The sequence below is a fragment of the Zhihengliuella sp. ISTPL4 genome (assembly GCF_002848265.1).
Taxonomy (GTDB): domain Bacteria; phylum Actinomycetota; class Actinomycetes; order Actinomycetales; family Microbacteriaceae; genus Microbacterium.
The window spans coordinates 1,936,222-1,947,703 of sequence record NZ_CP025422.1; the positions used below are offsets into that span (position 1 = coordinate 1,936,222).

An 11,482-nucleotide genomic window follows, 5' to 3' on the forward strand; every position below is an offset into this window, starting at 1 on the left:
TCAGGCCCCCATGTCGAGGTCGCCGACGGCCTTCACGCGGATGCGCGTGGCGTTGCCGGGAAGATACGGGATGGGGACCTCGTCGAAGTCGATGATCGTCACGGTCGCGGGCTTGGCACCGGCCGCGATGGCCTTGTCGACGGCCTCCGCGCGCACCTCGGCGATGGTCTCATCGCGACGGCCGGGCTCGATCGCGTAGACCTTGTCGATCTCGCCACCGACCTGCGCGATCGAGGCGCCGATGGCGTTGGCGACCGCATAGTTCTCCGGCCGATGCACGGTGCCGAACAGCGGCAGCTCGTCGGGCAGCAGGATGGACCCGCCACCGACGGCCACGACCGCGATGGGTTCGGGCGACGTGCGCATGCGGTCCACCGCCTCCGCCACCCGCTCCGCGATCCGGGCGAGCACCCGCTCCACGAAAGCGGGGTCCAGGTGCGCGACCTTGGCGGGGTCCCCCACCTGCGCGCGACCGGCGGCGACCGCGATGTCGGTGGCCGTGAGGGTCGAGCCTCCGAAGACCAGCGCCTCCGTCGTCAGCCTGTAGCCGACCGAGGCCGGGCCGACCTCGGCGGTCTCCTCGTCGACGATGCTGCCGCCGCCGATGCCGAGGGAGAGCACGTCCGGCATCCGGAAGTTCGTGCGGATGCCGGCGACCTTCACCTCGTTCGCCGTCTCCCGCGGGAAGCCGTTGATGAGCAGGCCGATGTCGGCGGTGGTGCCGCCCACGTCGATGACGGCGCAGTCGACGAGGCCGCTCGTGGCCGCGGCTCCACGCATCGAGTTCGTGGGCCCGGAGGCGAAGGTCGCGACCGGGTACCGGCGCACGTAGTCCTCGTCCATGAGCGTGCCGTCGTTCTGGCTCAGGAAGATCGGCGCCTCGATGCCCTGCGCGCGGACGGCGGAGGTCAGTCCGTCGACGATCTCGGACGCGAGCTCGCGGAGCGCGGCGTTGATGATCGTCGCGTTCTCGCGCTCCAGCAGTCCGATGCGGCCGATCTCGTGCGAGAGCGAGATGGCGGCGTCCTCCCCCAGCACCGAGGCGACGATCTCGGCCGCCTGCACTTCGAGGTCGTGGTTGACCGGGCTGAAGACCGACGAGATGGCGACGGAGCGGATGCCGTGCGCCTTCATGTCCTCGGCGTGCGCGCGGATCTCGTCGGGGTCGAGCGGCGAGATCGGGCGGCCGTCGAACTCGTAGCCCCCGTGCGCGAGATAGCTGCGCGCCCGGGTGGCCGCGACGAGCACCTCCGGCCAGTCGATCAGCGGCGGCAGGGCGCGCGTCGCGGGCAGGCCGAGCCGGAGGGCCGCGACCGGAGCGAGTCGGCTCGCCTGCACCAGCGCGTTGATGAAGTGCGTCGTGCCGATCATCACCGCGTCGATGTCGGCCCCCTCGAAGGAGTGCCCCGCACGGAGGTCTTCGATGGCCTGGACGATCCCGCTCGTCACGTCCGGGGTCGTGGAGTGCTTGACCCCGGCCAGGGTGCGGGTGCCGTCCATGAGGACGGCGTCGGTGTTGGTGCCGCCGACGTCGATACCGATGTGCATGATGCTCGCTTTCGTGGGGGAGGTTCTTTCCGGCGGGTCTACTCAGACCGCGGCGGGGGCGCTGTCGACAGGGTTCGCCTGCCGTGTGGTGGCGACGCCGACGCCGCGCACCCAGCCGAGCTTGCCCGCGATGATGTAGAGCACCATCGACAGGAAGAGGCTGAGCAGCGACGGGATGCCCCAGGTCACGAAGTAGCCGACCAGCGAGGAGACCAGCCAGACGACGATCGTGGCCGGGACGATCCTCGGGGCGGTGGCGGGCAGGGTCCCCGCGGCACGGGTCGCGTCGAGCTCGGGACGCCAGCGGCGCACCACGTAGTACTCCGCGACCATGATCCCGGCGATCGGCGGGAACGCGACGCTGAGCACGACGAGGAACTCGGTGAACTGGCCGAGGATGCCGACGGCGGCCAACACCGAGCCGACCACGCCGAGGACGATCGTCGTGGTGACCCGGTGCAGGTTCTTTCCGAACGCGGTCGAGATGAAGTTCACCAGGCCCAGCGTCGAGGAGTACAGGTTCCAGTCGTTGATCTTCAGCGTGCCGGTGAGGACGATGAACAGGCCGATGAAGCCGACGGACGAGGTGACGATCGCGACGATGTCGCCGGTCGCCGCCGCGTGGGCGAGGAGCACGCCCGCGAGACCGATCACGAACTCGCCGAGGGAGACGCCCAGCACCGTCTGCTTGATCACGTCGGCGCGGGAGCGGTTGAACCGGGTCATGTCGCCGGTGATGATCGCCCCGACGATGAGACCACCGGCGACGATGCCGGTGCCCGCCCAGACGCTCATGGTGGGGCCGGGTGCGGGGCCGGTGAGCAGTTCTCCGATGTCGTGGCGGGTGAGCTCGGAGATGACGGACCAGCCCACGAGGATCAGGAACAGCGGCACCGTGATGTTCGCGAGCCACTGCATGCCGACGAAGCCGAAGGCGACGATCGCGGTGACGGCGAGGCCGAAGATGAGGCTCCACGCCCACACCGGCAGGGCGCCCGGCATCAGGGCGTCGAGCGACTGCGCGGAGATGGCGGACTGGATCCCGAACCAGCCGATGAGGCTGATGCCGATCGCGAGCCCGACCAGCGAGGCGCCGATCTCGCCGAAGCCGGTCCAGCGGGCGAGGAGCGCGGTGTTCAGGCCCTCGCGCTGGCCGATGAAGCCGACCACGCACATGATCACCTCGAGGATGATCGAGCCGAAGAGGAAGGCGAGGACGGCCTCGCCGAAGGTCATGCTGTAACCGAGGGTCGCGCCGAGGAGGAACTGCGAGAGGGCCGAGACCTGTCCGAATCGCTGAACGGCGATTCCGAACCAGGGCTTGCGGGCCTCAGGAGTCACTCGGGAGAGCGCGAAGTCGTCTGCGTGCGCCGTGCGTGCCATGAGGATCCTTCGGGAGGAGGGAACGGGTTGCCCGCCACGGTACTCACCCCGCCACCTTCCCGATATGTGCACTCCGCCCTGATCTCCCCTCTCTCCATGCACATCGCACACTCCGTTGTTACTCGCCGAGGCCCCGGGTTCATGTCGAAACCCCCTGTCTCCGGCGTCGGAGACAGGGGGTTTCGGCGCGAAAGCGGGGTCTCGCGGCTCAGTGCAGGGCGTTCGCCTCGATGAAGGCACGGAGGGAGTCCTCGTCGTCGGGCATCTCGGTCACGTGCTGAGGGGCGTCGAGCATGGCGCGGAGCTCGGGAGCGTACGCCAGCTCGACTCCGATGGCCTCGTGGATGGTCTCGGCGAACTTCTCGGGCTTGGCTGTCTCCAGCACCAGCATCGGCACGCCGGGCTCCACATACTCCCGTGCGACCTTCACGCCGTCCGCGGTGTGCGGGTCGATCACCTCGCCCGAGGCCTCGTACACCGCCCGGATCGTCGCCAGGCGGTCCTCGTGCGTCGAGGTGCCGCTGACGATCCCGAACTCCTCCGCGAATCGCGGCTGCTCAGCCGAGAAGTCGAAGAAGCCCTGCGCCTCCAGGTCGTCCCAGGCGCCGACGACGCGCGCCGGGTCGCGATCCACGAGCTCGAAGACGAACCGCTCGAGGTTCGACGCCTTCGAGATGTCCATCGACGGGCTCGAGGTCGCCAGCGTCTGCGCGGCACTGCGGGGGCGGTACACGCCCGTGCGGAAGAACTCGTCGAGGACGTTGTTCTCATTCGCGGCGAGAACAAGGCGCCGGATCGGCAGCCCCATCTGCTTCGCGAAGAATCCGGAAAGGATGTTGCCGAAGTTCCCCGAGGGCACGGTGAACGACACCTCAGTCCAGCCGCCGGCGTCGGTCGCGCGCAGCCACGCCCAGAAGTAGTAGACGGTCTGCGCGGTGATGCGGGCGAGGTTGATCGAGTTCACGGCACCCAGGTGCTGGGCGCGCTTGAAGTCCAGGTCGCCGGCGAGCTTCTTCACGAGGTTCTGGCAGTCGTCGAAGACGCCCTCCACCGCGATGTTGTGCACGTTCGCGTCATCGAGCGAGAACATCTGCGCTCGCTGGAACGCGCTCATCCGGCCCTGCGGCGAGAGCATGAACACCGCGACGCGCTCCTTGCCGCGCAGGGCGTGCTCCGCTGCCGAGCCCGTGTCGCCCGAGGTGGCGCCGAGGATGTTGAGGACGGCCCCCTGGCGTTCGAGCGTGTACTCCAGCACCTGCCCGAGGAACTGCATCGCCATGTCCTTGAACGCCAGCGTCGGTCCTTCGGAGAGGCCGACCAGCGTGAGGTCGTCGTCCACGCGACGAAGCGGGACCACGCCGTCCGGGAAGTCGGCGTACGCCGCCGCCGTCATCCGCGCGAGGTCCTCCCGGGGGATGTTGGTCGCGAAGAGACCGAGCACCTCGGTCGCGAGCTGCGGATACGTCAGCGCCCGCCAGCGCTCGAGCGTCTCGCCGTCGACCTCCGGCATCACATCGGGGACCGCCAGACCGCCGTCGGGCGCCAGGCCCTCCAGCAGCGTCTCGCTGAACGACTGCGGCTGCATGCCGCCGCGGGTGGAGATGAACGGCACGTGTGCTCCTCGGCTCGGGACTCGGCGCCTCCATTCTCGCAGGCTGTTCCGCATCGAGTTGACGGGATGACGGGAGTGCGCGCTCATCGTCGCGAGACATGCTGCCAGAGCGCAGCCCAGTGCTCGGGGCGCAGATCGCGAGCAAGACGCCGCCCGTCGGCCCCGGCGTCTGCCACGGCACGTCGTGCGCGGGAGCTCGGGATCTGGGCGGCGGACGCCACCACCGCAGTGAGAGAGGATCCCCGGCCGGTGAACACCGCTCGCACGAAGGCCTCATACGGCCTCCGCTCGGAAACTGGAACGAGTGGTGAACCGCGCCGCGCGACCGAGAGCACTCCCCCGTCCACGCTCGGCTGCGGTGAGAATGCCCACGCCGGCACGCGGCTCTCCAAGGAGAACGTGAACCACGGCGCCGACTGCGCCGTCATCATCGTGCCACCGCCCACGCCGGCGCGTTTGCGCGCCACCTCCCACTGGGTGAGCAGCACGGCCTCCCTCCACTGCCCGCTCGTCAGCAGCCGTCGCAGGATCGGGGTGGTCACGTGAAAGGGGATGTTGCCGACGACGACCTCCGCGTCCAGAGGATGGCGTGTGGCGTCGGCGACCTCGACCTGCACGCCGGGCAGCGTCCGGCGCAACCGCTGCACACGGTGCTCGTCGATATCGATCGCCGTCAGCGGTCGGTTCAGCCGGGCGAGGGAGCGCGTGAGCGCGCCGTCCCCGCATCCGAGTTCCAGGATGGAGCCGGACGTCCGCGCGACGAGGGTGGTGATGCGAGCCAGCGTCGGACGGTGGGTGAGGAAGTTCTGGCCGAGTTCGTGACGGCCGCCATGGGTTGAACGAGGCATGAGTGCGCTCCAGAGGAAGTATCGGAGCACCTCGAAGGAAGGGAGGACGCGAGAAGCGTCGTCGGATCGCCCGCCCCGAGGTGCGATGACATCTCGGTGGACGGCGCGCAGAGCCGTGAGGAACGCGAGCGCGCCGTCAGGAGCGGCGGTCGCGGAACACGAGGGTGCGCCCCATCACGGGCGCAGCGCATATTGTTCCCATGTCCGCCAGCATAGCGCTCAGATCCAGCCGCGCTCCTCGGCGATCAGCACCGCCTGCTGACGAGTCGCCACCGAGAGCTTCCCGAGGATGACGGAGATGTGATTGCGTACCGTGCCCGGTGCCAGCGCCAGAGCCCGAGCGATCTGTCCCGTCGTCTCTCCTCGTCGCCCGGCGCGAAGCACATCCAGTTCACGGTCGGTAAGCGGCGAGCGCTCATCGCTCAGCGCATCCGCCGCGATCTCCGGATCGACGTACCGGGCGCCGGCCGCGACGCGACGGATGATCGCGGCGAGCTCGTCCGCGCCTCGCGACTTGGGGAGGAATCCCGAGACCCCGGAGGCGAGCGCGCGTCGGAGCACACCGGGCCGCGCATGGCGGGTGACGACGATACACCGGGTGGCGATGGCACGGTTCAGTTTCTCCGCGACCTGCACGCCGTCCAGGCCCGGCATCTCCAGGTCGAGCAGGCAGACGTCCGGCTTCAACCGAAGAGCCTCGACGACGGCCTGCTCGCCGTCCGCGCACTCGGCGACGACGTCGATATCGGCCTCGAGGCGCAGCAGCGCGGCGAGCGCGGAGCGGATCATGCCCTCGTCATCCGCGAGCAGAACACGGATCATCGCGCGGCCTCCGCCGGTACGGTCACCGTCACGAGGAACTCGTCGGCAACCCGGCGCTGCTCGAACGTGCCACCCGCCTCGCCGATCCGGCGGCGGACGCCGTCGAGTCCAGAGCCACCCGCCCCGTCCTCGGACGCGGGGTCCGCGTCGTTGGCGACCTCGTACCGCCAGGCGTCCGCCGTCCGATCGAGGACCAGACGGGCGTGACCGCCGCGTCCGTGCCGCAGGACATTCGTGGTCGTCTCCCGGATCACCGGGCCGAGGTCGGCCGCGGGTGCTGCATCCGCGTCCGGGTGGATCCGGGCGTCCACCGTGAGTCCGGCCGCCTCGAGCAGATCTCGGGCGTTTGCCAGCTCGTCACCGAGGGGCACCGACCGGAAGCGGGTGGCGAGGTCTCTGGTGCCCTGTCGCGCGTCGTCCACGCTCGCCCGCGCCGCACGGAGCTGCTCCATTCCGGCGCCCGGGTCTGTGGGGAGCAGGCGCTCCGCCAGTTCAAGTTGCAGCGCGATCACCTGAAGGTGATGGCCCTGCAGGTCATGGACGTCCGTGGCCACGCGCAGGCGCTCCTGCGTCGCCGCCAGTCGCGCCTCCGAGGCGCGCGCCCGGTCGAGGGTCACGAGCACGTCCCACCACCACAGCGAGCTCACGGTCATCCCGGGCAGCATGGCTCCGTAAATCACGGGGACCCACCACGGGACGCCGGCGGCGAAGGCCATGGCCGAGTCGACCAGGGCGAGAGCGACGAGGACGACCGTCGCGACCACGACGACGCGCACGCGGATCCCCCGTGGCCAGCTCAACAGCACGAGGACCTGCACCACCGGCATCGCAGCGAGCTGCCAGGAGCCGACCAGCGCGCCCGCGCCCGCGCCGTACCCCAGAGCCACCAGGACCGGCACAAGAAGTCGAGGCCACGCCACTCCCGGCCCGGCGTCGACACGATGACGGTAGTCGATCAGCAGCGGAAGGGTGGACGCGGTCCAGGCGATGCCGCCGACGCCCACGACGACGAGTGCCATGCCGGAGAGGTCGAGGGCCACCGCGATGCCGGTCCACGCCCCGACCAGCATGAGCTCGATGAAGAGGACAGCCGTCACCGTGTACCACCAGGTGGCGGTGATGCCGCGCGCGAGCTGGCGGGCACCGGGACCGGGATCGGAGGGGGCGGGGGAAGGACTGCTCACGCTCCCCACGATAGAGGCGTGACACATGTCACGGGATCCGGGTGCGAACCGCACGGTGAGCGGTGACGCGGTGGCACTGCCGTCCCGGGGCGGCATCGGCTGGACTGGGGTCATCGCGACGGAGAGACCGTCCGCACCGACACCCGGAGCATCCCCCCATGAACCTCATCGAGACCTTCCAGAACCTCGTCGCCCAGGTCCCCGACCTCGTCCAGCCGCTCATCGTGGCCCTCGCCGGCGCCGTCCCCTTCGTCGAGGGCGAGGGTGCCGCGAGCATCGGCATCCTCGGCGGCATCCCGCCCGTGGTCGCGGCGATCGCCGCGATGGTGGGCAACTTCCTCTGCGTCGCGATCCTCGTGCTCGCCAGCGCCGGCGCCCGCCGAGCCATCGTGGACCGCTCGCGGGCGAAGCAGCCGGTGACGGTGGGCGGCGGGACGAGCCTGGAGGCCGAAGGAACCCCCGTGGACACCGGACACGGTTCCGCACGCCGCGAGAAGTTCCAGCGCGCGTTCGAGCGCTACGGCGTCCCCGGCGTGAGCCTGCTCGGACCGCTGCTGCTGCCGACGCACTTCACCGCCACCATGCTGGCCGCGTCCGGCATCGGCAAGGGGCGCATCCTCGTGTGGCAGGCCGTCGCCATCGTCGGCTGGACGACGGTCATCGCGGTGATCGTCGGCAGCGCCGTCTACGCCATCCGCTGAGCGGAGGCGATGTCGGACGCCCGGGCCAGGATGAGCGCATGATCACACTGCTGTCGGCCCCCAGCAACCTCGGCCTGCGCCCACCGGAGCCCGGCAGCGTGCCCGGCTCCGCGAAGGCGCCGGAGGCGTTCCGGGAGGCGGGGCTGTTCCGGCGCTTCACCGACCGGGGCGCGAGCGACGGCGGCATCGTCCTGGCCGGGCGCTACGTGGACGACGACGCCACGCGGCCCGCCGGCCGAGTACGCAACGAGGCCGCATTCGTCGACCACTCCCTCCGCCTGGCTTCGCGTATCGGCGAGGTCCTCGACGCAGGGGGCGCTCCGCTTGTGATCGGCGGCGACTGCGGCATCCTCGTCGCCGCCGGGATCGCGGTGAAGCGCCGCGGCGGCGCGGGCCTCGTGCACATCGACGGACACACCGACTTCCGCCACCCCGGCAACAGCGACGAGTGCGCGAGCGTGGCCGGCGAAGCACTGGCGGCCGCGGTCGGCGAGCACTGGCCGGCGATCGCCGATATCGACGACCTCGCGCCGTACTTCTCCCCCGCCCGCACGGCTCACATCGGGCACCGCGCCGACGACGAGGAGCAGGCGGAGGTCCGCGGCCTCCTCGCGCGCGTCACGCCGGCGGCCGACGTGCTGGCGCGGGGAGCCGACGCGGTCGCCGCCGAGACCGCCGCGTCCGCCGGCGGCCGCTACTGGCTGCAGCTGGACGTCGATGTGCTCGACCCGTCGGTGATGCCCGCCGTCGACAGCCCGGACCCGGGCGGTCTCGACGCGGCCGAGCTCACGGCTCTCCTGCGCGCCCTCGCCCCACAGGCGATCGGCGCGAGCATCACCGTGTTCGATCCTGACCTCGATCCAGACGGGCGCTACGCGCGGCTCCTCACCGAGATCCTCAGCGACGGACTGCGCGAGCTGGGCAGCGGGGCGCGCGCCTGACGCGCCCCGCCACCCGACGGTCCGTCAGTCTTCGACGCCCCGCTCGGCACCCGGATCGGTGTGCATCGAGACCCGCACCCGCGCGATGCGCCGTCTGTCGACCTCGGCCACCTGGATGGTCGCGCCCGGCACCTCGACGGTGTCGCCGACCACGGCGAGCCGGCCGAGCTGCTCGGTGACGAATCCCGCGATCGTGTCGGAAGACCCCCGGGGCATCGCGAGCCCCGTCGCCTCCTCGAAGTCCTGCAGGTTGAGGCGCCCGTCCAAGCCGTCGTCGGCGGAGATGAAGACCTCGGCGTCGTACTCGTCGAAGATCTCGCCGACGACCTCCTCCACGAGGTCCTCCAGCGTGACGAGACCATCGGTGCCGCCGTACTCGTCCACGACGACCGCGATGTGGTGCCCCTCCGCCCGCATGCGGGTCAGGGTGGGCAGCACCCGCGCGGTGGACGGGATGTAGGGGATGTCGCGGACGAACCCCTGCAGCGGACGCTCCGGATCGTGGGCCGCGGCCTCGAAGAGGTCGCGCACGTGCACGAAGCCGGTGATGTCGTCGATCGACGTCTGGGACACGGGGTACCGGGAGAAGGGCAGCTCGCGGACCTGCTCCATCGCCGCCCCCACGGTCGCCGCTTCGTCGAGCGCCACGACCTCGGGACGCGGGCGCATGACCTCGCTCACCTGGCGTCCGCGCAGGGAGAGCACGTCGTCGAGGATGCGGCGCTCGTCGTCGGGCAGGCCCTGGTGGGTCGCCACGATGTCGCGCACCTCCTCGTCGGTGAGCTCGTCGCTCGTCTTGTGCGGGTCGCCGCCGAGCACGCGGACGAGGGCGTTCGTCGAGACCGACAGCAGCCAGATCACCGGGCGCATGACGGTCGCGAAGCCGTTCAGCGCCGGCGCCACGGCGTACGCGAACTGCGCGTTGCGCTGGATCGCGAGCCGCTTCGGCACGAGCTCACCGAGCACGAGCGACAGGTACGCGATGATCAGCGTCAGCACGATCGTGGCGAGCGTCATCGCGAGCGGAGGCGCGACACCCCAGCCCTCCAGCAGCGGCGTGACGGACGGCGCGATCGAGGTCGCTCCGTAGGCGGCGGACGCGAAGCCCGCCACGGTCACGCCGATCTGCACCGCCGAGAGGAAGGTGTTGGGGTTGCGGGCCAGGGCGGCGACCTTCGCTCCGCGACGGCCGCGAGCGGCGATCGCGTTGAGCTGGCTCTCACGCAGCGTGACCAGGGCCATCTCCGTCGCAGCGAAGACACCGCCGATCAGCACGAAGAGCAGGACGAGGGCGATGTTCCAGAGCAGATCGCCCATCAGCGGGCGACCTCCTCGGTGGCGGGGTGAGCACCCGGGATGAACCGGGTGCTCGTACTGTCAGAGTCCGAAGAGTCAGAACAGCGCAGCGCGCTCAAGAGTGCTCCTTGTCGATGGTGGGGGTGGAATCGGTCGAGGAAGAGACGGCGTTGCGGTGCCGGCGCGTCTTCATCAGGCTCGCGACGGTGGCGACCGCGATGGTCGCGGCGATGAAGAGCAGCGAGAACCAGATCGGGATCTCGGGCGCCCACAGCATCGGCTCACCACCGTTGATGAACGGCAGCTCGTTGACGTGCAGGGCGTGCAGCACGAGCTTCACGCCGATGAACGCGAGGATGACCGCGAGGCCCTGAGCCAGGTACACCAGGCGCTCCAGCAGCCCGCCGATGAGGAAGTACAGCTGACGCAGACCCATCAGAGCGAACGCGTTCGCGGTGAAGACGATGTACGCCTGGTCGGTGAGGCCGTAGATGGCGGGGATCGAGTCGACGGCGAAGACGAGGTCGATGAAGCCGATCGCGATGATCGTCAGCAGCATCGGCGTGACGTAGCGCTTGCCCTTCTGGACGACCGTGAGCCTGTCGCCGTTGTACTCCTCGCTGACGGGGAGGTGGCGACGGACGAAGGTCATGAAGCGGCCGTTCGCGGGGTTGCTCTCGTGATTGCTGAAGGCCTGGCGGTACGCGAGGAACAGCAGCAGCGCACCGAAGACGTAGAAGATCCAGGAGAAGTTCTCGATGAGGGTCGCACCGACAGCGATGAAGACACCGCGGAGGATCAGCGCGATCACGATGCCGATCATCAGCACCTTCTGCTGATAGATCTTCGGCACCGCGAAGCCCGTCATCACGATGAGGAACACGAAGAGGTTGTCGATCGACAGCGCCTTCTCCGTGAGGTAGCCGGCGAAGTACTCGCCGCCGTAGGTCCAGCCGGACACCATGCCGATGCCCACGCCGAAGAGCAGCGCGAGGCTGATGTAGAAGATCGACCAGCGTGCGGACTCGCCGATGCTCGGCTCGTGCGGCTTGCGGACGTGCGCGAAGAACTCGTACACGAAGAACGCGATGGTGACCGCGATCGTGATGACCCAGATCAAGGGGGTGATTTCCAACGGGTACTCCAG

At 69.9% G+C, this 11,482-nt stretch carries 10 protein-coding genes; 2 read left to right on the forward strand and 8 right to left on the reverse strand.

Going from position 1 to position 11,482, the window contains the following annotated elements; all coding sequences use genetic code 11:
• The 6 genes from CYL12_RS09295 to CYL12_RS09320 all read right to left on the reverse strand — a co-directional run bounded on the left by CYL12_RS09295 (position 1) and on the right by CYL12_RS09320 (position 7,397).
• Positions 1-1,548, reverse strand: coding sequence for a hydantoinase/oxoprolinase N-terminal domain-containing protein (locus tag CYL12_RS09295; protein WP_101847351.1), 1,548 nt, complete (start codon positions 1,546-1,548; stop codon positions 1-3).
• A 42-nt stretch (positions 1,549-1,590) separates the two neighbouring features.
• A complete protein-coding gene (locus CYL12_RS09300; RefSeq protein WP_101847352.1) occupies positions 1,591-2,931 on the reverse strand; it encodes a purine-cytosine permease family protein in 1,341 nt (446 codons plus the stop codon).
• 208 nt (positions 2,932-3,139) lie between these two features.
• Entirely contained in the window at positions 3,140-4,543 is a 1,404-nt protein-coding gene (gene thrC, locus CYL12_RS09305) for a threonine synthase (protein ID WP_101847353.1), read from the reverse strand.
• Positions 4,544-4,626: 83 nt separating this feature from the next.
• Positions 4,627-5,391: a 23S ribosomal RNA methyltransferase Erm gene (gene erm, locus CYL12_RS09310; protein WP_101847354.1), complete on the reverse strand. Its 765-nt coding sequence runs from the start codon at positions 5,389-5,391 to the stop codon at positions 4,627-4,629.
• 219 nt (positions 5,392-5,610) lie between these two features.
• The gene (locus tag CYL12_RS09315) at positions 5,611-6,213 is read right to left on the reverse strand and encodes a response regulator transcription factor (protein WP_101847355.1); all 603 of its coding nucleotides are present in this window, start codon (positions 6,211-6,213) and stop codon (positions 5,611-5,613) included.
• Entirely contained in the window at positions 6,210-7,397 is a 1,188-nt protein-coding gene (locus tag CYL12_RS09320) for a sensor histidine kinase (protein WP_233486698.1), read from the reverse strand. The genes CYL12_RS09315 and CYL12_RS09320 overlap by 4 nt, the downstream gene beginning before the upstream one ends.
• 158 nt (positions 7,398-7,555) lie before the next feature.
• On the opposite strand from CYL12_RS09320, the gene CYL12_RS09325 reads away from it, so the two are divergent.
• Both CYL12_RS09325 and CYL12_RS09330 read left to right on the forward strand, forming a co-directional pair.
• Positions 7,556-8,098 (forward strand): small multidrug efflux protein, encoded by a 543-nt coding sequence (locus CYL12_RS09325; protein WP_101847357.1) that lies wholly within the window; start codon positions 7,556-7,558, stop codon positions 8,096-8,098.
• Positions 8,099-8,136: 38 nt separating this feature from the next.
• Complete coding sequence (locus tag CYL12_RS09330) at positions 8,137-9,039, forward strand: arginase family protein (RefSeq protein WP_101847358.1); 903 nt, start codon at positions 8,137-8,139, stop codon at positions 9,037-9,039.
• A 24-nt stretch (positions 9,040-9,063) separates the two neighbouring features.
• Here the strand turns inward: CYL12_RS09330 and CYL12_RS09335 are convergent, their stop codons facing one another.
• Together CYL12_RS09335 and CYL12_RS09340 are read right to left on the reverse strand one after the other, a co-directional pair.
• Positions 9,064-10,356: a hemolysin family protein gene (locus CYL12_RS09335; RefSeq protein ID WP_101847359.1), complete on the reverse strand. Its 1,293-nt coding sequence runs from the start codon at positions 10,354-10,356 to the stop codon at positions 9,064-9,066.
• Positions 10,357-10,450: 94 nt separating this feature from the next.
• Positions 10,451-11,470 (reverse strand): TerC family protein, encoded by a 1,020-nt coding sequence (locus CYL12_RS09340; RefSeq protein WP_101847360.1) that lies wholly within the window; start codon positions 11,468-11,470, stop codon positions 10,451-10,453.
• Positions 11,471-11,482: the final 12 nt, after the last annotated feature.

Excerpts from the sequence above, each read along its gene's own strand:
- CYL12_RS09300 (WP_101847352.1), bottom strand. The coding sequence starts at position 2,931 with ATGGCACGCACGGCGCACGCAGACGACTTCGCGCTCTCCCGAGTGACT.
- CYL12_RS09335 (WP_101847359.1), bottom strand. The coding sequence starts at position 10,356 with ATGGGCGATCTGCTCTGGAACATCGCCCTCGTCCTGCTCTTCGTGCTG.
- CYL12_RS09315 (WP_101847355.1), bottom strand. The coding sequence starts at position 6,213 with ATGATCCGTGTTCTGCTCGCGGATGACGAGGGCATGATCCGCTCCGCG.
- CYL12_RS09330 (WP_101847358.1), top strand. The coding sequence starts at position 8,137 with ATGATCACACTGCTGTCGGCCCCCAGCAACCTCGGCCTGCGCCCACCG.
- erm (WP_101847354.1), bottom strand. The coding sequence starts at position 5,391 with ATGCCTCGTTCAACCCATGGCGGCCGTCACGAACTCGGCCAGAACTTC.
- CYL12_RS09325 (WP_101847357.1), top strand. The coding sequence starts at position 7,556 with ATGAACCTCATCGAGACCTTCCAGAACCTCGTCGCCCAGGTCCCCGAC.
- CYL12_RS09295 (WP_101847351.1), bottom strand. The coding sequence starts at position 1,548 with ATGCACATCGGTATCGACGTCGGCGGCACCAACACCGACGCCGTCCTC.